21 protein-coding genes are annotated in these 21,750 nt (G+C 72.7%); 8 read left to right on the top strand and 13 right to left on the bottom strand.

Annotated features, from left to right (window positions below; translation table 11 throughout):
- Window positions 1-326: 326 nt before the first annotated feature.
- The 5 genes from ACFVS9_RS05165 to ACFVS9_RS05145 all read left to right on the top strand — a co-directional run bounded on the left by ACFVS9_RS05165 (window position 327) and on the right by ACFVS9_RS05145 (window position 4,653).
- The gene (locus tag ACFVS9_RS05165; RefSeq protein ID WP_383117179.1) at window positions 327-1,961 is read left to right on the top strand and encodes an FAD-dependent monooxygenase; all 1,635 of its coding nucleotides are present in this window, start codon (window positions 327-329) and stop codon (window positions 1,959-1,961) included.
- A 32-nt stretch (window positions 1,962-1,993) separates the two neighbouring features.
- Window positions 1,994-2,080: a putative leader peptide gene (locus ACFVS9_RS05160; protein WP_311605579.1), complete on the top strand. Its 87-nt coding sequence runs from the start codon at window positions 1,994-1,996 to the stop codon at window positions 2,078-2,080.
- A 74-nt stretch (window positions 2,081-2,154) separates the two neighbouring features.
- On the top strand, window positions 2,155-2,841 hold the full coding sequence (locus ACFVS9_RS05155; RefSeq protein ID WP_389930139.1) for a cysteine dioxygenase: 687 nt from the start codon (window positions 2,155-2,157) through the stop codon (window positions 2,839-2,841).
- Window positions 2,832-3,266 (top strand): rhodanese-like domain-containing protein, encoded by a 435-nt coding sequence (locus ACFVS9_RS05150; RefSeq protein WP_389930444.1) that lies wholly within the window; start codon window positions 2,832-2,834, stop codon window positions 3,264-3,266. The genes ACFVS9_RS05155 and ACFVS9_RS05150 overlap by 10 nt, the downstream gene beginning before the upstream one ends.
- Before the next feature lie 751 nt (window positions 3,267-4,017).
- A complete protein-coding gene (locus ACFVS9_RS05145; protein WP_389930136.1) occupies window positions 4,018-4,653 on the top strand; it encodes a hypothetical protein in 636 nt (211 codons plus the stop codon).
- 678 nt (window positions 4,654-5,331) lie between these two features.
- Here the strand turns inward: ACFVS9_RS05145 and recX are convergent.
- From recX to ACFVS9_RS05125, 4 genes are all read right to left on the bottom strand, one after another.
- The gene (gene recX, locus ACFVS9_RS05140) at window positions 5,332-6,024 is read right to left on the bottom strand and encodes a recombination regulator RecX (RefSeq protein ID WP_389930133.1); all 693 of its coding nucleotides are present in this window, start codon (window positions 6,022-6,024) and stop codon (window positions 5,332-5,334) included.
- A gap of 3 nt (window positions 6,025-6,027) precedes the next feature.
- Window positions 6,028-7,155, bottom strand: coding sequence for a recombinase RecA (recA, locus tag ACFVS9_RS05135; RefSeq protein WP_383117213.1), 1,128 nt, complete (start codon window positions 7,153-7,155; stop codon window positions 6,028-6,030).
- A 416-nt stretch (window positions 7,156-7,571) separates the two neighbouring features.
- Window positions 7,572-8,705, bottom strand: a complete 1,134-nt coding sequence (locus tag ACFVS9_RS05130; protein ID WP_383117234.1) for an AI-2E family transporter — start codon at window positions 8,703-8,705, stop codon at window positions 7,572-7,574.
- A 459-nt stretch (window positions 8,706-9,164) separates the two neighbouring features.
- Window positions 9,165-9,359 carry a DUF3046 domain-containing protein gene (locus ACFVS9_RS05125; RefSeq protein ID WP_383117214.1) on the bottom strand — a complete coding sequence of 65 codons (195 nt, stop codon included), beginning with the start codon at window positions 9,357-9,359 and terminating at the stop codon, window positions 9,165-9,167.
- A 79-nt stretch (window positions 9,360-9,438) separates the two neighbouring features.
- Here ACFVS9_RS05125 and ACFVS9_RS05120 point away from each other — a divergent pair, with 79 nt between their 5' ends.
- A complete protein-coding gene (locus ACFVS9_RS05120) occupies window positions 9,439-10,353 on the top strand; it encodes a hypothetical protein (protein WP_383117215.1) in 915 nt (304 codons plus the stop codon).
- Between the two features lie 10 nt (window positions 10,354-10,363).
- Here the strand turns inward: ACFVS9_RS05120 and ACFVS9_RS05115 are convergent, their stop codons facing one another.
- The 3 genes from ACFVS9_RS05115 to ACFVS9_RS05105 are packed head-to-tail and all read right to left on the bottom strand — an operon-like array spanning window position 10,364 to window position 12,319.
- Entirely contained in the window at window positions 10,364-10,669 is a 306-nt protein-coding gene (locus ACFVS9_RS05115; RefSeq protein WP_383117216.1) for an AzlD domain-containing protein, read from the bottom strand.
- Complete coding sequence (locus ACFVS9_RS05110) at window positions 10,666-11,445, bottom strand: AzlC family ABC transporter permease (RefSeq protein ID WP_389930128.1); 780 nt, start codon at window positions 11,443-11,445, stop codon at window positions 10,666-10,668. Before ACFVS9_RS05110 ends, ACFVS9_RS05115 begins: the two co-directional genes overlap by 4 nt.
- A 10-nt stretch (window positions 11,446-11,455) precedes the next feature.
- Window positions 11,456-12,319 carry an AraC family transcriptional regulator gene (locus tag ACFVS9_RS05105; RefSeq protein WP_389930125.1) on the bottom strand — a complete coding sequence of 288 codons (864 nt, stop codon included), beginning with the start codon at window positions 12,317-12,319 and terminating at the stop codon, window positions 11,456-11,458.
- 102 nt (window positions 12,320-12,421) lie between these two features.
- Between ACFVS9_RS05105 and ACFVS9_RS05100 the strand changes: the two genes are divergently transcribed.
- Together ACFVS9_RS05100 and ACFVS9_RS05095 are read left to right on the top strand one after the other, a co-directional pair.
- The gene (locus ACFVS9_RS05100) at window positions 12,422-17,125 is read left to right on the top strand and encodes a DEAD/DEAH box helicase (protein WP_389930122.1); all 4,704 of its coding nucleotides are present in this window, start codon (window positions 12,422-12,424) and stop codon (window positions 17,123-17,125) included.
- A gap of 677 nt (window positions 17,126-17,802) precedes the next feature.
- Window positions 17,803-18,609, top strand: a complete 807-nt coding sequence (locus tag ACFVS9_RS05095; protein WP_389930119.1) for an Fpg/Nei family DNA glycosylase — start codon at window positions 17,803-17,805, stop codon at window positions 18,607-18,609.
- 249 nt (window positions 18,610-18,858) lie between these two features.
- Here the strand turns inward: ACFVS9_RS05095 and ACFVS9_RS05090 are convergent, their stop codons facing one another.
- The 6 genes from ACFVS9_RS05090 to ACFVS9_RS05065 form a co-directional block, all read right to left on the bottom strand.
- Window positions 18,859-19,053, bottom strand: a complete 195-nt coding sequence (locus tag ACFVS9_RS05090) for a hypothetical protein (protein ID WP_389930116.1) — start codon at window positions 19,051-19,053, stop codon at window positions 18,859-18,861.
- Window positions 19,054-19,108: 55 nt separating this feature from the next.
- Window positions 19,109-19,582: a hypothetical protein gene (locus ACFVS9_RS05085; RefSeq protein ID WP_389930113.1), complete on the bottom strand. Its 474-nt coding sequence runs from the start codon at window positions 19,580-19,582 to the stop codon at window positions 19,109-19,111.
- 135 nt (window positions 19,583-19,717) lie between these two features.
- On the bottom strand, window positions 19,718-19,939 hold the full coding sequence (locus tag ACFVS9_RS05080) for a hypothetical protein (protein ID WP_389930110.1): 222 nt from the start codon (window positions 19,937-19,939) through the stop codon (window positions 19,718-19,720).
- A 388-nt stretch (window positions 19,940-20,327) separates the two neighbouring features.
- Window positions 20,328-20,498: a CsbD family protein gene (locus ACFVS9_RS05075; protein ID WP_383117235.1), complete on the bottom strand. Its 171-nt coding sequence runs from the start codon at window positions 20,496-20,498 to the stop codon at window positions 20,328-20,330.
- Window positions 20,499-20,600: 102 nt separating this feature from the next.
- Window positions 20,601-21,071 (bottom strand): Dps family protein, encoded by a 471-nt coding sequence (locus ACFVS9_RS05070; RefSeq protein WP_383117224.1) that lies wholly within the window; start codon window positions 21,069-21,071, stop codon window positions 20,601-20,603.
- A 222-nt stretch (window positions 21,072-21,293) separates the two neighbouring features.
- Window positions 21,294-21,677, bottom strand: coding sequence for a helix-turn-helix domain-containing protein (locus ACFVS9_RS05065; protein ID WP_014153702.1), 384 nt, complete (start codon window positions 21,675-21,677; stop codon window positions 21,294-21,296).
- Window positions 21,678-21,750 lie beyond the last annotated feature (73 nt).

Below are 21,750 nucleotides of genomic sequence, written 5' to 3'. Positions count from 1 at the left end.
CCGTCGGCCTTCCTCCCCGTCTCCTCCGTCCTTCACCCTCCTCGGACAGCCCGCCGGTACGCCGGCGGGCTGTCCGCGTTCCCGGAGGGCACCCTCCGGTCCGGCACGGGGGAGGTGCCCCCGTGTCCTGCGACGGACGGAGGCTCGGGAGCTGCATGGGTTGCGTGGGACGGCGACGCGGGAGCCCCGTATCACTGTCGCTTGACGCGGGCACCGGCAGTGGGTTGCATTCGTTCTGTGATCGTGTCCCGAACCACCGCCGCCGCACCCCCACCCTCCTCCGCCTCCCCCGTGACCTCCTCGATCAGCGCCGGAGGGTTCACACCGTGGACCCGGTGATCGTCGTCGGAGCGGGGCCGGTCGGGCTGACGCTGTCGCTCGCCCTGGCGTCCCAGGGTGTTCCCTCCGTGCTGCTCGACGAGGGCTCCGGCAAGGACGAGCCGCGTCCCGCACGCACCGTGGTGCTGCGCGAGGACACCGCGGACCTGGTGGAACGGCTGGGCTGCCCGGCACTCGGCGAGGAGGGACTGCGGTGGTCGGGCTGGCGGTCGGTGCGGCGCAGACAACTGGTGCGGGCCGTACCGCTGGGCGAGGAGGAGGGCACCGTTCCGCTGCCCTCGCCGGTCCATCTGCCCCAGCACGCCCTCGCCGGCGGGCTGCGGGCCGCGGTCGCCGCCCAGGACCTGGTCACCATGGTGCCGTTCAGCAGGATCGACACCCTGGAGCAGGACGATCACGGGATCACCGTGCACACCAGGGAGCCCGGATCGACGTGGTGGCGCGGGAGTTACCTGGTGGGCTGCGACGGCGCGCGGTCCACCGTGCGCAAGCTCCTGGACATCAGGTTCCCGGGCCGTACGGCGGTGGAGCGGCACGCCGTCGCGGCACTGCGCGCCCAACTTCCCTGGCCGGGCGAGGCCGTGCTGCACCGGGCTCCGCCCTGGCGCACCGGGGGCGCCGAGGTCACCGCGCGACCGCTGCCCGACGGGGTGTGGCGGCTGGACTGGCTCCTGCCGCCACGCGGCGAACTCGTCACCCCCGACGCGCTGATCACCCGGATCCGCGACACCCTGGAGGGCTGGTGCGGCGAGACGCCGCCCTACGAACTCCTCGACACGGGTGTGTACACGCTGCACCACCGGCTGGCGAGGCGATGGAGGTCCAAGCGCGCCTTCCTCGCCGGGGACGCCGCCCACCTGCTGGGCGCACTGGGCACCCAGGGCCTGGACGAGGGGCTGCGGGACGCCGAGAACCTGGCCTGGAAGCTGGCGCTGGCCTGGCACCAGAGCGCCTCCGAGCTCCTGCTGGACAGCTACCAGGCCGAGCGCCGGGCCGCCGTCGCCTCCCGGCTGCGCGCCGCTGACCAGTCCCTGCCGATACTGCGGGGCGGTGCGGGTCTCCGCACGCTCGTACCCGGTTCCACGCGCGGACACGACACGCTGCTGGCCGACGGCCACCTCGGCTGCGGACCGCTGGGAGCGCCCCCTTCGTACACGCTCTCCCCTCTTTCTCCCCAACACACCGCCGGTCACACTCCGGTGGGGACCGCGCCGGGTGCGCCGGTGACCGACGTGCGGGTCACCGCGCCCGACGGAACGGCCGTACGGTTGCGCGACCGGCTGGGCCTGGGGCGTTTCCTGGTGATCCTGGTCGCACCGGGCACCGGGGTGTGGGACAGGCGGCACTGGCTGACGGCGGGGGTCATGCCCCGCCTCGTCGACGCGATCGACGCACTCCCCGTAAAGGCCGAACTCCTGGTGACCGAGGAGTACCCGGGGGCGACGGCCCACACGGTGCTGCTGGTCAGGCCGGACGGACATCTCGTCGCCGCCTTCGGCGGGGTGCGGCCCGCCGAGCTGCTCGCGGCGGCGGACGCCGCTCGTGGAGGCGGCGCGGACACGGCGCACGGTGACGAGGCCCGTACCACCGCGGGCTCCGACCGGACTGCGGACGTCAATTGACCGTCGCAGGCGCACATGGTGTACTCCAGATCATGACCGACACCGATGTGCGCCTGTGGCGGAGGGTCCATATGGACCTCGTCCGCTATGCGGGCTGCGTGTGTCGCCCGTCCTGCTGAATCGCCTCTCCCGGGCACGCTGTGCTGTTCCGCGCGCGGCGGTGCCTCCACGCGAACTTCTCAGGACGGTCCTCGTGTCTGCAAACACCCCTTCCTTTCCCACGCCCGCTTCCACCCTCGTCCCGGACGCGTCGGCCCCGGCAGCCATCTCCACGGATGCCCCGGACGGCGTCGGCGTCGAAGTGCCGCCCGCCGACAGCGCCGCACCCCGGGGCACCGGGCCCGCCGCGGCCGGTGCGGCCCGGACCGCCGCGGAGCCGACCGCCGCAGAGCCGACCGCCGCTGAACTGCTCGATTTCGTCCGCCGGACCGCGCGGGATACCGCACTCGTCGCCTCTCTCCCGCTCGATCCCGAAGGCCGGACCTGGCTCCGTCTCGAAGGGCCCGGTGGCAGCGAGGCGTGGCTGATCGGCTGGCCGCCCGGCAGCGGTACCGGCTGGCACGACCACGCCGAGTCGACCGGGGCGTTCACCGTCGCCGCGGGTGCCCTCAGGGAGCACTCGCTGGCCACCCGGCTGCCCACCGACGGCTGGAAGACCCTCGAACTGAGCGAGGGCTTCGACCGGACCCGCGCGCTGGCCACCGGCCAGGGCAGGGCTTTCGGCCGCCACCACGTCCACGAAGTGCTCAACGAGTCCGGCGACGAGCACGCCGTGTCGGTGCACGCGTACTACCCGCCGCTGCCGCAGATCCGCCGCTACAGCCGCACCGGCGCGGTGCTGCGCCTGGAGCAGACCGAGCGTCCGGAGGACTGGCAGTGAGCGGCGGACCCCCGGCGGGCGGGGGCGGCGACCAGGACGGCCGGAACCCGGTGGGCATCGACGAACTGCTCGAACAGGTCCGCGCCGGTTACGAGCGGGTCGGCCCGGCGGAGGCCGCAGCCGAGGCCGCCGACGGTGCGCTGCTGGTCGACATCCGCTACGCGGCGCTGCGCGAGAGGGACGGCCTGATACCCGGGGCTCTGGTCGTCGAGCGCAACGAACTGGAATGGCGGCTCGATCCGCAGGGCAGCCACCGCGCCCCGGAGGCGGTGAGCCACAGTCTTAGGGTCGTGGTGATCTGCAACGAGGGTTACGCCTCCAGTCTGGCCGTTGCCTCCCTGCGCCTGCTCGGGCTGCACCGGGCCACGGATCTGACCGGTGGCTTCCAGGCCTGGCGCGCGGCCGGACTCCCGGTCACCCTCTGACGGACGGCAGGGCCACGCCGCACGACACCGCCCGGCTACCCCGCACGCCACGGCCCGGCCACGCCGAACGACACCGCCGGCCGCCCCGCACGGCGCCGTGCCAGTCTGCACGGCGCCGTGCCCGTCTGCCCCTCGCGCAGCCAACGGCTCCCGGGCGGGCCACGCCCGCCCGGGAGCCCACTCCTTCTACCGGTGACCAGCCCACGCACCGCCCGGCGGGCCGGTTCTGCTGCCCGAGGGCCGGGGTCCTGGCGGGAGCCAAGGCTCCCGTCAGGGGCCGGATTCCCGGCGGAATTCCCGGCGGGGCCGGATTCCCGGCAGGCCGGATTTCTGTCTGGGGGCCGGGTTGCCTTTCGGGGCCGAATTCCTGCCCGGCCCCACGTCCTGGCCCGGGCAGGCTTCCCACCCGAGGACCGGCGCTTCTGCCGGGGGCCGGATTCCTACCGCCGGCCAGGCTCTCCCAGGGCGGCGCTCCTGGTCACGGGCAGACTTCCGCCCGACGGCCGATGCTCCAGCCCCGGGCAGGCCTCCCACCCGGCCTCCCGCACCGATTGCCACCCGTTTCCCGCCCGCCCGGTGGCCGCCCGCCCGTTGGGCGGCAAAACGGTGAACCGGCACCAGCCCCGGGCTGCGGGTAGGGCCAGATGCCCCTCCACCCCACCCGAACGCTCCTCTCCAGTGGAGCAATCACCGCACGCGACCGACATTCACCTCATCACTGAGGACCGGAATGTACGGAGATGTCGCGTCGATGGAAACCGCTCAGCTCACCCCGGACCAGCTCGACGCACAGGCCTCCCGGCTCCATGACACGGATGCGTGGCAACGCATCGTCACCGGCTGGGAACGAACGGCGCAGGAGCCCCCCGCACCGGCGGCCGTTCCGGACGGTGGGGCACGGGCCGTTCACCCCGCCGGTTGGCGCGGCCTGTTGTCCGTGCCCGTGGACCAGCTCGTCGAGGACTCCCTGCGGGCCCTCCCCCCGCGCCCGCCCCACGAACGACCCCTGCCAGGCCGGCTCGGCGCCGTGCTGCCCGAGCGCCTTCACGCCTGGCGCCGCATCGGTCAGCCCGACGTACGCCCGTCCACGCACCTGGGCCACGCGCGGCGGATCCTGACCGAGTGGGGCTGGCAGAACACCCCCTACCGCCTGCGCAACGTCCGTGGTGCACGCTGCGTCTGCGGAGCGATGCTGACCGCTCACCGCCTCGGCTACGGGTCGCTCCACACCGTGGACCGCGCCGGCGCCTGGCTCATCACCGAACTGCGCGCACAGGGCTGGACCGGTCTCATCGGCCCCTGGAACCGTCATCCCGGCCGCACCGCCGACGACGCACTGGCCCTGATCGACGCCACGATCCGCCGTGCCTCCCTGGCAGGGCAGTGAACCGGCGGCAGGGCAGTGAACCGGCGGTCACGGAATCCCTCACGGCGACACCAGACCGGACCGACGACCGCGAAGGGCCCGGCGGACACCCGCCCCTCCCCCAGCAGAGGTGAACGAGCCCGGTGCCGGCCGACGCGAGCACGGCGCGCAGCAGCGGACGAACACCAAGCCTGACCCGCACACCCCGGCAGCGGACGGGACACCGGACCTGACCCGCACACCCCGGGAGGGCACACAACTCAGGAGATACGCGCCTCTTCTCACAGCAGGCGCACCGCACCCGCTCGGCGCGGGTTCCCGGCTGGACCGGGAACCCGAGCGGCACGCATGCCGTCCCCACCAGCAAGCGTTCCTCGACTGTCCGCGGGACAGGTCCACGGGGCAGGTCGGCTCTCCTGTCCGTCACGACCCCTGTCTGCGGCGGTGGCCCCCTCCGCCACCGCCGCACACCCAGGTCGCGCAGGTCTCTACGCCCCCGTCTCCCCCGGTCGTCCGGACTCTCCCCCATCCAGTCGGAGGCACGTCACACGCCAGAAACCCCAGGCCCTGGGGCCTTCGCATATGCCCGTCCCCCAGGTTCCGCTCCTACCGGCCGACACGATCTCCGGCACACCCCGAACCCAGCCCCGTCCGGGTCGGTCCGCCCCCGTCCGGCTCGATCCGGCCCCCGTCCGGCCGTCAGAAGGGCTCGTCCAGCCCGTCCATGTCCTCCCCCTCCGCCTCGATCGCCTGGCGCACCACCCGCAGGGCCATCCCCTCCCCGTACCCCTTGCGGGCGAGCATGCCCGCGAGCCGCCGCAGGCGTTTGTCACGGTCCAGACCCCGGGTGGCGCGGAGCTTTCGCGCGACGAGCTCTCTGGCGGTCTCCTCCTCCTGTTCGGGGTCGAGCTGCCCGACCGCCTCGTCGATCACCGCCGGGTCCACCCCCTTGGTGCGCAGCTCCCGCACGAGGGCACGACGGGCCAGCCCCCGGCCGTGGTGCCGGGACTCGACCCAGGCGTCCGCGAACGCCGCGTCGTCGATCAGCCCCACGTCCTCGAACCGCGAGAGCACTTCCTCGGCGGCCTCGTCGGGGATCTCCCGTTTACGCAGCGCGTCAGCCAGCTGCTGACGTGTCCGCGGAGTCCCGGTCAGCAGCCTGAGACAGATGTTGCGCGCCTGCTCGACCGGGTCTCGCGGTTCCCCCTTCTCGGCCCTCGACGAGGAAGGGGAACCGCTGGTTCTGGAGCGGGAGCGGGAACGACGGCCCGCCCCCTCGCCGAACCCGGCCCCCCGGCCGGGCTCCGGGGTTCCCCCGGAAGGCTCTGCGGCGTACTCGGGGCCGGGACCCGCACCGGCCTCGGTGCCCGGCCACTCCGTGCGACGCGTCATGGATCAGCTCTTGGCCGCCGCCGTCTTGGCGGGCTTGGACTTCGTCGCGGGAGCCGGCACCGACTTGGCCGCCGCCCCGCCCTCGGCCGGAGTGCCCGTGGCATCGGCGGCGGGCTCCGCGGCGGCATCCTCCGGACGGACACCGACGCCGAGCTTGTCGAGGATCTTCTTCTCGATCTCGTTGGCGAGGTCGGGGTTGTCCTTGAGGAAGTTGCGGGAGTTCTCCTTGCCCTGGCCCAGCTGGTCGCCCTCGTACGTGTACCAGGCGCCGGCCTTGCGGACGAAGCCGTGCTCCACGCCCATGTCGATCAGACCGCCCTCACGGCTGATGCCCTGCCCGTAGAGGATGTCGAACTCGGCCTGCTTGAACGGAGGCGCCACCTTGTTCTTGACGACCTTGACGCGGGTGCGGTTACCCACGGCGTCGGTGCCGTCCTTCAGCGTCTCGATACGGCGGATGTCCAGACGCACCGAGGCGTAGAACTTCAGCGCCCGGCCACCGGTCGTGGTCTCCGGCGAGCCGAACATCACTCCGATCTTCTCGCGCAGCTGGTTGATGAAGATCGCGGTGGTCTTGGACTGGTTGAGCGCGCTGGTGATCTTACGGAGCGCCTGGCTCATCAGACGGGCCTGCAGACCCACGTGCGAGTCACCCATCTCACCCTCGATCTCCGCGCGGGGCACGAGGGCCGCGACGGAGTCGATGACGATCAGGTCGAGCGCGCCGGAGCGGACCAGCATGTCCACGATCTCCAGCGCCTGCTCGCCGTTGTCAGGCTGCGAGAGGATGAGGCTGTCGATGTCGACGCCGAGCTTCTTCGCGTACTCCGGGTCCAGCGCGTGCTCCGCGTCGATGAACGCCACCGAGCCGCCGAGCCGCTGCGCGTTCGCCACGGCGTGCAGCGTCAGCGTCGTCTTACCGGAGGACTCCGGTCCGTACACCTCCACCACACGGCCGCGCGGGAGACCGCCGACGCCGAGCGCGACGTCGAGGGCCGTGGAGCCGGTGGGGATCACTTCGATCGGCTCGTTCGGCCGCTCACCGAGGCGCATCACCGCGCCCTTGCCGAATTGCCGTTCAATCTGAGCGAGTGCGGCGTCCAGCGCCTTCTCGCGGTCGGTTCCTGCCATGGGTTCCACCCGATTTGCTTGAGTCGATCGCTTCACGTCACAGACGCTAACCCCTGCCACTGACAATGGGCCTCGACGTCCTCCCGGCCTGTGGACAACTCCACGGCCGGCCCCGGCAAAACCCGGCCGGAATCCCATGAGAATGGATGTTCGATTTTAGTGTCAAGCGAACCGCGCCGAGGCGACACCGCCGAGGGTAGTCGCAGGTAACAACGAAGAGCGATCAAGTCAATGATCGGTGGCGGGCGTCTTGCAGGTACAGGCCGTGCCCGCCGGGAAGTCCCTGGCCGCAGCGCGCCCGTACCGATGGACGGTCTCTCGCCGCCGCAGGTCGGCGCCCCTGATCGTCCGTCCCGCACGCGGAGGGAGCACCCGTCCGCATCCGGGGAGGGAGCAGGGGCCTCCACGGCCACCGGTCACCGTCCGCCGCCCCCGGGCCCGGCGCCCCGGACCGCACGGCCGATCCTCGTCAGCACGGGCTCACCGCGGCGCCCGCGGCGGCCGCCCTGGACCCTCGGGTCGTCCATCACGTCGTAACGCTTCACGTACGCGCCCAGGAAGGCCTGGAGTGTCGCGACGGCAGGAATGGCGATCAGCGCCCCCACCGCTCCCAGCAGAGCGGTGCCCGCGACCACCGAACCGAAGGCGACGGCGGGGTGGATGTCCACGGTCTTGGACGTGAGCTTGGGCTGCAGCGCGTAGTTCTCGAACTGCTGGTAGACCACGACGAACCCGAGCACCCACACCGCGTACCAGGGGTTGACGGTGAAGGCGATCAGCATGGGCAGCGCGCCCGCCAGATACGTACCGATCGTGGGGATGAACTGCGAGACGAGGCCGACCCAGATCGCGAGCGCGGGCGCGTAGGGAACGCCGAGGAAGACCAGCAGGATGTAGTGCACCACGCCGGAGACCAGCGCCATCAGCCCGCGGGAGTAGATGTAGCCGCCGGTCTTGTCGACCGCGATCTCCCACGCGCGCAGGACCTCGGTCTGCCGGGAGGGCGGCAGTACGGAGCAGAGGGCCCGCCGCAGCCGGGGGCCGTCGGCGGCGAAGTAGAACGAGAACAGGAAGATCATCAGCAGCCGGAACAGTCCGCCCAGCACGGTGGTGGAGACATCGAGCACTCCGGTCGCGCTGTTCTGCACGTACCTCTGGAGCCAGTCGGAGTGCAGCAGGCTGTCCTGCACCTCGACCCGGGAGAGCTCCGTGTGGAAGGACTGGTTGACCCAGTTGATCACCGAGTCGAGGTACTTGGGGAACTCGTCGACCATGTCGACGATCTGTCCCGCGAGCATCGAACTGAGCAGGAAGACGAATCCGACCCCGGCGATCAGCACGGCGAGGAAGACCAGGAAGGTGGCGAGCCCCCGGCGTATCCCGCTTCCGGCCATGCGGCTGACGGCCGGCTCGATGGCCAGCGCGAGGAAGAAGGCGATGAGGATGTTGATCAGCAGCCCGATGAGCTGGTGGAACGCCCAGCTGCCCAGCTGGAAGCACCCGTAGAGCGTCAGCGCCATGACCATCGCGCGCGGCAGCCAGCCGGGCATGCGCACAGCACCGGTGCCGGGCGGCGGGCCCGGTGGTGCGGCCGGCGGGACGGGCGGAGAGGCTGGCGGCTGGGTCTGGGCGGTCTCGTCTGTCGGTGCCACGGGACAAGTCTCGCTCACCGCCGTGGGAGCCGGCCGCCCGGACCGGGAGCGCCCGGCGCGGGTGGCCGGAAAGCGTGGTCGCGCCGGTAGGCAGATGGTCCCGGAACTCGGTCACGCCCTGTGCGGGTGGCCGGGGAAGGCGGCCGGTCCCGTGTACGCATGGCCGGAAAGAGAGGTCGCGCCCGGTCCCGTCCCGATGGCGCCGGCCTCGCACCGCGAACGGCCCGGCACCGCGGACGCGCAGGTTCGGGGGCGGGAGGCCGAAGCCCTGCCGTGCGGGGACGGTCGTGGACGCGGCCGTTCCCTGTGCGGGTGGTCCGGGACGCGGTCGTGCCGCTCCTCGCGGGACGGCGGCGCTCAGCGCTTGTCGAGGGGTACACCGATCGCCGAGCAGACCCCGCGCCAGACGTCCTTGGCCTCCCACCCCGCCGCGAGGGCCTCGTGCACCGTACGTCCGCCGAGCTCGGCCATCACGTGATCGCGCGCGAAGGAGTCGGCGTACGCCTCGCCGAAGTGATCCGCCATCCGTTCCCAGAAAATCGTCAACCGCATGCCCTCAGTATCCCGCTCCTGAGAGTGCAGTCGGGCCGGGAGACTCTGCCTGCGGCATTTTCCCCCCTACGGTCGGTCCATGGCTGGAACCGGAGCAAATCCCCTCGCCCGCGCCGAGCGGTTCGTCTGGCTCACCGCACGCGTTCTCGAACAGCGGCGGTTCGCCCATCTCTTCCTGGGCGGAGGCACGGACATCGTCGAAACAGCGCTCACCGCGTATCTGAACGAGGACGGCGGCTACGGCCACGCCCTCGAACCCGATCTTCGCGGTCCTGTGAGTCAGCCGCTGCACACCGCCCACGCGCTGAGTGTCCTCGACTCGATCGGCCGCTGCGGCGGCCTGCGCGTGGAGCGGATCTGCCGCTACCTGACGGACGTGTCGACCAAGGAGGGGGCGCTGCCCGCACTCCTTCCCTCCCAGCGCGGCTACCCGGCCGCCCCCTTCATCCCCGTCGTCGACGACCCTCCCGCCGAACTGCTGGCGACCGGACCGGTGGTCGGGCTGCTGCACCGCAACCAGGTGTGGCACGCCTGGCTGTTCCGGGCCACCGACTTCTGCTGGGCCGCCGTCGACTCCCTCGAACAGACCCATCCGTACGAGGTCGAGGCTGCCGTCGCCTTCCTCGACGGCGTCCCCGACCGTGCCCGCGCCGAGACGGCCGCCGACCGGCTGGGCCGGCTGGTGCGTGAGCAGCGGCTGGTGGTGCTGGATCCGCGGCGCCGCTCGGAATACCCGGTGCCCCCCGGTTACGCACCGGGGGAACAGCACTTCCCTTACGACTACGCCCGCTCACCCGGGTCGCTCGCCCGCCGCTGGTTCAGCGACGGCGAGCTGGAGACCTCTCTGGACCATCTGGCCTCGGAGCAGCGGGAGGACGGCGGCTGGCCGGTCAACTGGCGCCAGTGGGCCCCCGGGACGGCCCTGGAGGGCCGCCCGATCGTGACGCTCAGGGCGCTGCGGACCCTTCGCGAGTACGGCCGCGCCCTCCGCTGATCCGTCCGCTTCAGAACAGGGCGCGCCCGGCGGCGGTGACCACGACCGCGGCGCCGACTACCACCAGGAAAGGAGCGCGGAGGACGAGGGCGAGCGCTGCCGCCGCCAGCCCCGCCGCTCTGGCGTCCAGCACCAGCTGCCCGCCGTCGCCGAAGGTCTGCTGGGCCGTGAGAGCCGCGAGCAGCGCCACGGGCAGGAGCGCCGCGAGCTTCCGCACGAGGGGACGTTCCAGGGCCCCGGCAGGGACCAGGAGCCCCAGGAGCTTCGCGAGGTAGCACCCGGCCGCGGTGAGCCCGATGGCGATCCAGATGTTCACCGGCCCTCCCCGGGCGTCGTTCCTCCGGTACCGGTCCGGTCGGTGCCGCCGCTCCGGCGGCCCTTCAGGGCGAGCACGGCGGGAGCCGCCAGGGCGGACACGAGCACGGGTGCGCCTGCCGGAAGGACCTCGAAGAGGCCCAGCACCAGCAGGACGGCGAGCCCCGCAGTGACACGCTCGGTGGTGCTCCTCAGCATCGGTGCGAGGAGGGCGAGGAACACGGCGGGGCCGGCGGCGTCCAGTCCCCAGGCATCGGTGTCGCCGAGTGCCTCGGCCCCGAGGGCTCCGACCAGGGTGGTCAGGTTCCACAGGGTGTAGAGCGTGAGCCCGGTGACGGTGAACCCGATGCGGGCCGCGCGCCTGGTGGGCTGGGGCAGGGTGACGGCGGTCGTCTCGTCGATGACCCATTGGGCGGCGAGGGGGCGCAGTGCGCGCGGCAGGGCGAGGAGCTGCGAGAGCCGCAGTCCGTAGAAGGCGTTGCGGATGCCCAGGAAGAACGCTCCCGCCGCCGCGGTGTAGGGGTTCCCGCCGGCCGCGAGGGCGCCCACGAGGGCGAACTGGGAGGCGCCGGTGAAGACGAGGAGGCTCAGCGCGCAGGTCTGGAGGAGGGTGAGTCCGGAGCCCGCCGAGGTCACACCGAAGGCGAATCCGGAGAGACCCACGGCCACGCCCACGCCCAGGGCGTCCCGGACGACGGCGGCGTCCCGCTTCTCCGTACCCGTGCCCGGCGCGTCGGGGGCTCCGCCGCCGTGAGGGGGTGCTGTCTGTTCTGCCACGTCCGGAACGCTACGGACGGAGAGCCCCGCCGGTCTTGTACGTTCTTGCGCGCTCGCGCTGGTAGGCGCCCGGGGGCACGCCCACGATCCGGGTGAAGTGACGGTTGAGATGGGGCTGATCGGTGAAGCCGACGGCGACCGCGGCGGCGGCGGGCGGGGTCCCCGCGTCGAGCATGCGCCGGGCCCGGCGCACCCTGGCGTCGGTGAGCCAGGTGTGCGGGGGCATCCCGTACCGCTTCTTGAAGGCGCGCAGCAGGGCGAACGGGCTGGTGCCCAGCTCGGCGGCGAGCACCTCCAGGGTGGGCGGCCGCTCCATCCGCTCCTCCAGCGCCGCCCGCGCGCGGGCGGCGTCCCGGGCGCCGGCGAAGTGCGGCGCGTTGGCCGGCGGCACGCTGCCGTGGTGGTCGAGCAGCCGTGCGACCAGGACGCGCAGGAGGCTGTCGGCGGCCAGGGCGTTGCCCTCCTCGGCGGCGCGGTGGACCTGGGAGATCAGTCCGGCGGCGAACGGGTCCCGCACCGCCGTCTCGGTGAAGCCGACCGTGCCGCGGAGGCTCGTCAGGTCCGCCGCGATGTCGTTGACCACCTGGGCGGACGGGTAGAGCGTGGCGTACACCCATCCCTCGGGCACTCCGGCGCGGGCGGTGTGCGGCACCTCCGGGTTGATCATGACCACGGTGCCGGGGCCGGCGTGCACGGTGCCGCCGGGCAGGCCGACGTCCTCGACACCGCTGGTGATCGTGCCGAAGACGTAGCCCTCGTGGCTGTGGCGCGGAAAGGTGTGGCGGACGTACCTGGCGCGCAGCAGATCGAGGTGGGGCAGCTCCGCGTACTGCCAGTGCCTCGCCCATTCCCGTGTCGGGTCCGCCTCCGCCATACCGGCATTCTCGCAGGTCCGGGCAGGTGGACGTACGCCGGAGACGTGCGCGGCGGGCCCGTCCACCGGCCGTTGTCGGTGGCGGGGTGCACGATGGGTGGCATGGCCGGTTCCGCACTCGATTCGTTCTCGCCCGCGACCCGCGGCTGGTTCGCGGGCGCCTTCGCCGCGCCCACCGCGGCACAGGAGGGTGCCTGGCGTGCCATCGGCGAGGGTTCGGACGTGCTGGTCGTCGCACCGACCGGATCGGGCAAGACGCTCGCCGCCTTCCTCGCCTCCCTGGACCAGCTGGCCGCTGTCCCGCCCCCCGCCGAGGCGAAGAAGCGCTGCCGCGTGCTGTACGTGTCACCGATGAAGGCGCTCGCCGTCGACGTGGAGCGGAATCTGCGCTCCCCGCTGACCGGGATCCGCCAGGAGTCGGTGCGCCTGGGTCTGCCGGAGCCCGAGGTGCGGGTGGGGATCCGTTCCGGCGACACCCCGCCGGCCGAGCGGCGTTCGATGGCGACGAAGCCCCCGGACATCCTGATCACCACCCCGGAGTCCCTCTTCCTGATGCTGACCTCGTCGGCACGGGACGCGCTGGCCGGGGTCGAGACGGTGATCGTGGACGAGGTGCACGCCGTCGCGGGCACCAAGCGCGGTGCCCATCTCGCCGTGTCCCTGGAGCGTCTGGACGAGCTGCTGCCGCGCCCCGCCCGGCGGATCGGGCTGTCGGCGACGGTCCGCCCGGTCGACGAGGTGGCGCGCTTCCTCTCGCCGCAGCGGAAGGTGGAGATCGTCCAGCCGCCGTCGGCCAAGGAGTTCGACCTCTCGGTCGTGGTCCCGGTGGAGGATCTCGGTGAGCTGGGCGGCTCGCCCGCGACGGGCGACGAGGGCGGACAGGCGGAGAAGCCGTCGATCTGGCCCCATGTGGAGGAGCGGATCGCCGACCTCGTCCAGTCGCACCGTTCCACCATCGTCTTCGCCAACTCCCGGCGGCTGGCGGAGCGCCTGTGCAACCGGCTGAACGAGATCGCCCACGAGCGGGCGGCCGGCGTCACGGCCGAGGGGGAGCCGGGGTCCGGCGGGTCACTGCCCGAGGCGCACTCCCCCGCCGAGATCATGGCCCAGTCCGGGGCCGCGAGGGGGGCACCGCCCGTGCTCGCCCGCGCCCACCACGGCTCGGTGTCCAAGGAACAGCGCTCCCAGGTGGAGGAGGACCTCAAGGCCGGCCGGCTGCCCGCCGTGGTCGCCACCTCCAGTCTGGAGCTGGGCATCGACATGGGCGCGGTCGACCTGGTGGTCCAGGTCGAGTCGCCGCCGTCGGTGGCGTCGGGGCTGCAACGCGTGGGGCGCGCCGGGCACCAGGTCGGCGCGGTGTCCACGGGTGTCGTCTTCCCCAAGTACCGGGGCGATCTGGTGCAGGCGGCCGTGGTCACCGAGCGGATGCGTGAGGGCGCCATCGAGGCGCTGCGGATCCCGTCCAACCCGTTGGACGTGCTCGCCCAGCAGATCGTGGCGACGGTCGCGCTGGACAGCTGGCAGGCCGACGACCTGCTGGCCCTGGCACGCCGGGCGGCTCCCTTCGCCTCGCTCCCGGAGTCCGCGTTCACCGGCGTGCTCGACATGCTCGCCGGACGCTATCCCTCCGACGCGTTCGCGGAGTTGCGGCCCCGCGTGGTGTGGGACCGCGTCACCGGTACGGTCACGGGCCGTCCCGGCGCCCAGCGGCTCGCCGTCACCTCCGGCGGGACCATTCCCGACCGTGGGCTCTTCGGCGTCTTCCTGGCGGGCGCGGATCCCAAGAAGGGCGGCGGACGGGTCGGTGAGCTGGACGAGGAGATGGTCTACGAGTCCCGGGTCGGCGACGTCTTCACCCTGGGCACCACGTCCTGGCGGATCGAGGACATCACCCGGGACCGGGTCCTGGTCTCGCCCGCTCCCGGGGTGCCCGGACGGCTGCCGTTCTGGAAGGGCGACCAGCTGGGCCGACCGCTGGAGCTGGGCCGTGCGCTGGGAGCGTTCCTCCGCGAGCTCGGAGGGCTGTCCCCCGAGGACGCCAGGCTCCGGCTGCTCGCCGCCGGGCTCGACGCCTGGGCCGCGGAGAACATCCTGGCCTACCTCGACGAGCAGCGCCGGGCCTGCGGCCACGTCCCCGACGACCGGACGGTCCTCGTCGAGCGGTTCCGGGACGAGCTGGGCGACTGGCGGATCGTGGTCCATTCGCCGTTCGGCGCGCAGGTGCACGCCCCGTGGGCACTCGCCCTGTCCGCCCGGCTCGGCGAGCGGTACGGCATGGACGCCCAGGTCATGCACGCGGACGACGGCATCGTGCTCCGCCTTCCGGACGCCGACCTGATGGGGCTCGATCTCCTCGACTTCGACCCGGCCCAGGCGGCCGGGGGCGGTGATCCCGGGAGCCGCGATCCCGCCCCGGGGTTCCCCGCGGCGGCATTCGACAGCGATCAGCCTCCTGTCGCGGCCACGGACGTGGTGTTCGACAAGGGGGAGATCGGTCAGCTCGTCACGGAACAGGTGGGCGGATCGGCTCTGTTCGCCTCGAGGTTCCGTGAGTGCGCGGCGCGCGCCCTGCTGCTGCCCCGGCGGAGCCCGGGCAAGCGCACCCCTCTCTGGCAGCAGCGTCAGCGCGCCTCCCAGCTGCTCCAGGTGGCCTCCGAGTTCGGGTCGTTCCCGATCGTCCTCGAAGCCGTGCGCGAATGCCTTCAGGACGTCTTCGACGTCCCCGGCCTGACCGAGCTGATGGGCGACCTGGAAGCGCGCCGGATCCGTCTCGTCGAGGTGACCACGCCCGAGCCGTCACCGTTCGCCCGCTCGCTCCTCTTCGGCTACGTCGCGCAGTTCCTGTACGAGGGCGACTCACCCCTCGCCGAGCGGCGGGCGGCAGCCCTCTCGCTCGACTCCCATCTCCTGGCCGAGCTGCTCGGCCAGGCGGAGCTGCGCGAGCTGCTGGACGCCGACGTCCTGGGCGAACTGGAGCGCGAGCTCCAGTGGCTGACCGACGACAGGAAGATCAAGGACGTCGAGGGCGTCGCCGACCTGCTGCGCGTCCTCGGCCCCCTCACCGACGCCGAACTGGCCGAGCGCGGAGCGGAGAGGCCCTGGGCACGGGAGCTGGAGGAGTCCCGGCGCGCCATCCGGGTCCGTGTCGGCGGTGCCGCTCACTGGGCGGCGGTCGAGGACGCGGGCCGGCTGCGCGACGCGTTGGGCACGGCGCTTCCCGTAGGGGTACCCGAGGCGTTCACCGAACCGGTCAAGGACCCGCTGGGTGACCTCCTCGCCCGGTACGCCCGTACGCACGGCCCGTTCACCAGCACGCAGGCGGCGAGCCGTTTCGGCCTCGGCACCGCGGTCACGGACGGCGCCCTCCAGCGGCTGGGGGCGTCGGGCCGGGTCGTGCAGGGCGAGTTCCATCCGGCGGGCATCGGGCAGGAGTGGTGCGACGCCACCGTCCTGCGGCGGTTGCGCCGACGGTCGCTCGCCGCGCTCCGCCAGGAGCTGGAGCCGGTCCCGCCGGCCGCGCTGGCGGGCTTCCTCCCCCAGTGGCAGCACCTCGGGGACAACAGCCTGCGCGGGATCGACGGACTGGCCCGCGCCATCGAGCAGTTGCAGGGCGCACCGGTTCCGGCGTCCGCCCTGGAGAAGCTCGTTCTGCCGAGCCGCGTCATGGGCTACACCCCGGCCATGCTCGACGAGCTCACCACCACGGGGGAAGTCGTCTGGGCGGGCGCGGGCGCCCTCCCCGGCAAGGACGGCTGGCTCTCCCTGTACCTCGCCGACAGCGCACCGCTGCTCCTTCCCCCGCCTCACCCGTTGGAGGAGACCGCGTTGCACGAGTCCGTGCTCACCACACTGTCCGGCGGGTACGGGCTCTTCTTCCGCCAGATCGCCGACCAGGTCAGGGCCACCACCCACCCGGACTGCACCGATCCCCAGCTGGCCGACGCCCTCTGGGACCTGGTGTGGTCCGGCCGTCTCACCAACGACACGCTCGCTCCTCTGCGTTCGCTCCTGGGCTCGGGGCGCACGGCCGGCTCGACCGCACATCGCGCGAGGCGCAACGTGCCGCGTGGGCGCTACGGGTCGCTGACGGCTGCCGCCCGCCCCGCGTCCCGCACCGGACCGCCGACCGTGTCGGGGCGCTGGTCGATGCTGCCGGCGGTGGAACCCGAACCCACCCACCGCGCACACGCGCTGGCCCGGACGCTCCTGGACCGGCACGGTGTGGTGACCCGTGGCGCGGTGCAGGCCGAGGGCGTCGAAGGCGGGTTCTCAGCGGTCTACCGCATCCTGGCCGCGTTCGAGGACAGCGGGCAGGCCCGCCGTGGCTATGTCGTCGAGGGACTGGGGGCGGCTCAGTTCGCCATGGACGGTGCCGTGGACCGGCTCAGGGCGGCTTCCACCGCACGGGACCGCGCGGATCCCGGCGCGGCTCCCCGCGCCCTGGTCCTGGCGGCGGCCGATCCCGCCAACGCGTACGGCGCCGCCCTGTCCTGGCCGGAGTCGCCGGACGGCGCGGGGCACAAGCCGGGGCGTAAGGCGGGCGCTCTGGTCGTCCTGGTGGACGGCGAGCTGACGCTCTACATGGAGCGCGGCGGCAAGTCGCTTCTCGCCTGGCCCACCGACCCCGGCGACCCGGCGCTCCGAGCCGCGGCCGAGGCGCTCGCGGCGGCCGCCCGCGCCGGGACCCTCGGCACGGTGACGGTGGAGCGCACCAACGGCGCCTCCTCCCTCACCTCCCCGCTGGGCCGGACGCTGGAGGCCGCGGGCTTCCTGGCGACGCCCCGGGGGCTGCGGCTGCGCGCCTGAGGCGAGCCCCCGCTCCGCATCCCTACGCGAGCCCGACCCGGACTCCTCAGCGGTGCGCCGACGCCCCAGCCTGCCGCCGCTCCCCCGCCCCCGAAGCAGGGCCCATGCTCCGGTCCCCGCGCCCCTGAGCCCAGCACCGAACCTCCCAGCCACGGGCCGGAGGCCCGGCTCGGGCTCCACGGCCCAGGGCCTGAGTCCGCCCTCGGCCCTGCGTCTCCGCCCCAGACCCCTGTTTCGCCGAGCACCGTCTCCGAACCCCGGAATCACACACCCGACCCCAGCGCCGGACTCCGCACCGGCCTCGAACCCTGGAGCCGCAGGGCGGAACACCCCCACGGCCAAAACCACCCGCCCGGGCCCGGCCCCCGCTTCCGCCTTCGTCCTCCAAGCCGGGCGACAGACCCAGGAATCACCCACCGGTCCTCAGCGCTCCCACCCTCAAGGCGAACCACGCGACTGTTCACCGGAGTCCGCGCCCTGGATCAGCGCCCGCACGCCTCATGCCGCACCACACCCGGCCGCCGCGCCCATGCCACACCCGCAGCCCCTCGACGTCGCGGGCCTCGCCGCGGCCGCACTGCTCCTGGTGACCTCAGCCGGGGCGGCGCCTGCCTGCCGCACGACAGCTTTGGGCGCGGACGGGTCCCCGCGCAGCCGGAGCCGCGCATCATGGACGCATGCCCGAAGGTGACACCGTCCTGCAGACCGCCCGGCGTCTCGACGCCGCCTTGGGCGGCCAGGTGCTGACCGTCTCCGACCTGCGGGTCCCCCGGTTCGCCACGGCCGACCTGACCGGCCGGACGGTTCTCGACGTGACGGCGCGGGGGAAGCACCTGCTCACCCGCTTCGAAGAAGGTCTCACCCTGCACAGCCACCTGCGCATGGAGGGCGCATGGCGCGTCTACGGCCACGGCGAGCGGTGGAAAGGCGGCCCCGCCCACCAGATCCGCGCCGTGCTCGCGACAGCCGAGCACACCGCTGTCGGCTACCGGCTGCCCGTCCTCGAACTGCTCCGCACCGAGGACGAGGAACAGGTCGTCGGCCATCTGGGCCCCGATCTGCTGGGACCGGACTGGGACCCGGACACCACTCTGCGCAACCTGCTCGCCGACCCGGGCCGCCGTATCGGCGACGCGCTGCTGGACCAGCGCAATCTGGCCGGTATCGGCAATGTCTACATGTGCGAGCTCTGCTTCATGGCCCGCGCGACCCCATGGCTCCCGGTGGGTGAATTGCCCCTGCCGGTCACCACCCGCCTGGTCAGTACGGCCAAGCAACTGCTGGAGGCCAACCGCGACCGCCCCGTCCGCACCACGACCCGGGCGACGGAGGCGATGTCCCGCAGGCACACACGGGAGCGGCTCTTCGTCTACGGGCGGGCCGGCCGTCCCTGTCTGCGCTGCCGCACGCCCGTCCGGGTCGCTGACCGCGACGACCGCCCGACCTACTGGTGTCCGCACTGCCAGTCCGGGCCCACCGGCTGACGACCCCCTGCTCACGCTCTCGCGCAGGCCCGGAGAGCGCCCCGCCGAGAGGGGCGGCGCACCAGGGAACCACCACCTGCCGGGTGGCGCACGCCTGCGCGAAGATCCACCCCACCGCGCACCGGACCTGCCGACGACCCGGCCCCGGCGTCCCACCCGGGAGGGACGACTCGATGCGCGCCCACGGCGCGTCGGTCATCGGCGCACTCGATCGACGACCAGCGATGCCGGCCGGGGACGGCACCGCGGTCAGCCGGCGGGCCCGGTGCGGAGCCGCCGCGTGTCCCGTACGAGCGTGTACGTAGCACTGAGAAGGATCACGGATCCGGCCACGGGCCAGAGGAACGAGGCCCCTGAGCGGTACTCACGAACGGAGAGAACGAGCAGCATCGCGCCAGCAAGGACGCCGAAGGCCGAGATCAGAACACTGATGCGGTGAGTCACAGGGACAGCGTCGCCGACACCCCCGGCCGACAGAAGGGACCTGAGCGAACCGGCCTCAGGCGGCCCCGGAAGCGTCCTGGGACCGTCGTACGACAGCTGCCCCGCGCAGTGCGACGGCGCACCAGACGGTCACCAGGAGCAGTGCGGCCGCGGCGAGGCCCGCGACTTCGAGGGGCTCCGGCCGCCAGCCCAGGGACAGCCGGGTGCCGATCATGACGCTGCCGAGGAGGACCTCCGACGGGGAGTAGACGGGCACCCTGGCCGCCACGAACCGCAGGACGGCGCCCAGCCCCAGGCCGATCACGGCCCAGGCGAGCAGATAGGGCCAGAGCGCTCCCGGTGCTGCGGGCGGCAGACCGTACTCCTCCGGGCCGATGCGGAACAGGGCGCCCAGCCACCCGAGCGTCACTCCGGCGGCAGTGATCAGCGCCGCCCACAGCGCATGGCGCCACAGCGGGCCGGTCCGCAATCGCTCGTCCTCGTGCTCCTCCTGGGTGTCGACGGAGTTCGTGGTCTGAGAAAGATCCATCACATCCGATGAGACGCTCACCGGCCGCCGGACGTTGCGTCGGGGAGAGTGTCGCGAGCATGCCGAAACACCACGGTCCGCCGCGAGGGCCGTAGCTCGGCGGCGACGAGCCCGAGATGATCCGAACAGGAATCTCTAGGGGGATATGTCCGTCGCCCCGGACTCATCGGGCTCCTCGGCGACCCGCTCCGGCCGCACCGTCGCCGCCACATGGACCGGCAGCAGGCTCAGCCCCCACCCTCCGGCCGCCACCGCACCCTCGACCAGTCCGGCGTGCTGCGGCTCCAGAAGCAGCCGCAGCACCGCCCACCACCACACGCCGCCGAGGACGAGCGCCGGCGCCCATCGCCGCACCATGGCTGCCTCCTCCGGCCGACGCTAGTACGGCACGTTCTCCTGAGGGGAGGGCGCACCGGTGCACTACCGGCGTGCGCGGCGTGAGCGGAACGACTGTGCGCGCCCTCCTGGGCCGCTGCGGGAAGGTTGGACTCCCGCCCTCCCCCGCAGTTTCCCCCGGGCGGGCGCCGAGTGCATCCCACACCTGCTGGGGCCACCCGCCAGGGCCGGCCCTCCGCCGTACGCGGCGGGGGCCCGCACCCCCGTGCGAACGGACCACACGCCCGCGCTCGCGCCCGCAGCGGGGAGCGGCCGGACCACAACACGCCTGCGCCCCCGCCGTACGCGTCGGCGGGGGCACAGGGGGGACAGGGGGCACACGGCGGAACGCCCGGCCAGGTCCCTCGCGTCAGTCGTCGTCCTTGAGGGAGTCCTTGACGCCCTTGGCACGCTCACCGGCCCCGCCCAGGGCACCCTCGGCCTTGGCCTTCGCCTGGTCGGTCTTGCCCTCGGCCTCCTTGCGGCGGTCACCGCTGAGCTTGCCGGCCGCTTCCTTGGCCTTGCCCTTGATCTTGTCCATCGCCTTGGCCTTGTCGTCACTCACTTCGAACTCCTCACTCACTGGGCGGGGCGCCGTCGCGGCACCGCCGCCGGGCATCAGGGACGGGGTCGTCTCCGCAGGTCAGGCGCTTTCGGCCTGGAACATCCACGCGTGCTTCTCAAGGTCGGCCGTCAGCGTGATCAGGATGTCCTGGCTGACGGGGTCCGGATCGGCGGTCGCGTCGATGCGCTCCCGCATCCGGCCGATGACCACACGGAGGGCATCCACCAGCACCCGCACCGCGTCCACGTCCTTGATCCAGCCGTCAGGCACGGAATCGATGGCCGTGGTCTTCGCAAGGGTCCGGGACCGCCCGTCCGGGTTGACTCCCACCGCGGAGGCCCTTTCCGCGACCGTGTCCGAGTGCTGCCGCGCCGTGTCGACGACCTCGTCGAGCTGCAGATGGATGGAGCGGAACCGGGGCCCCACGACGTTCCAGTGGACCTGCTTGGCCACCAGGGAGAGGTCGACCAGGTCCACCAGGGCGCCCTGCAGCGCGTCTCCCACGACCTTGCGGTCGCCCTCGCTCAACACGCTCTTCACGACAGACATGCAATTCTCCGATCGGATAGCTGCTAGCTGTTCGGCCTACCACCCGTCCACGATGGCACAAATGATGCAAAACAGTCATTCGGGTGTGCTCCCCACGGGGCTTCCACCCGGCCTCACTCCGCGCCTGCCCTGCAACCCGCTTCGCACACACCGGGTACGCGAAAGCCCCGGCCCTCCCCGTGAGGGGCGGGCCGGGGCTTTCGTTCACCACGAACCGTGCGGTCAGGCGGCGACGACATCCACCGCTTCCGCGGGCGCCTTGATGGTCACCCGTCCCGTCGGCACGCCGGCGACCGACGCGACGGAGACGGAATTGAGCATCGGGCGTACTGGTACAGGCACCGCATCACTGGCTGCTGCCGACTCGGCCAGCTCAGCCAGCGACAGTTCGTCGCTCACCTCACGCATGAGCTCGGACATCCGTACGTCCAGCGCGTCGCAAATGGCGGAGAGCAGTTCGGAGGATGCCTCCTTCTGCCCCCGCTCCACCTCGGAGAGATAGCCGAGCGAGACTCGGGCGGACGAGGAGACTTCGCGCAGAGTACGGCCTTGGCGCTGGCGCTGCCGACGCAGCACGTCACCAAGCAGGCGACGGAGCAGAATCATCGGTGGCTCCCTCCTCGGACCGCGTAGCCGCATCCTTCACGCCCCACCGTACCGCCTCGCGCTGCGGCCGTGC

Origin of the sequence: Streptomyces sp. NPDC058008, from assembly GCF_042886395.1 — a bacterium.
In the GTDB taxonomy this organism is placed as follows: Bacteria; Actinomycetota; Actinomycetes; order Streptomycetales; family Streptomycetaceae; genus Streptomyces.
Note: the sequence above shows the minus strand (reverse complement) of the source record. Positions and strands in the feature narration are given on the sequence as shown.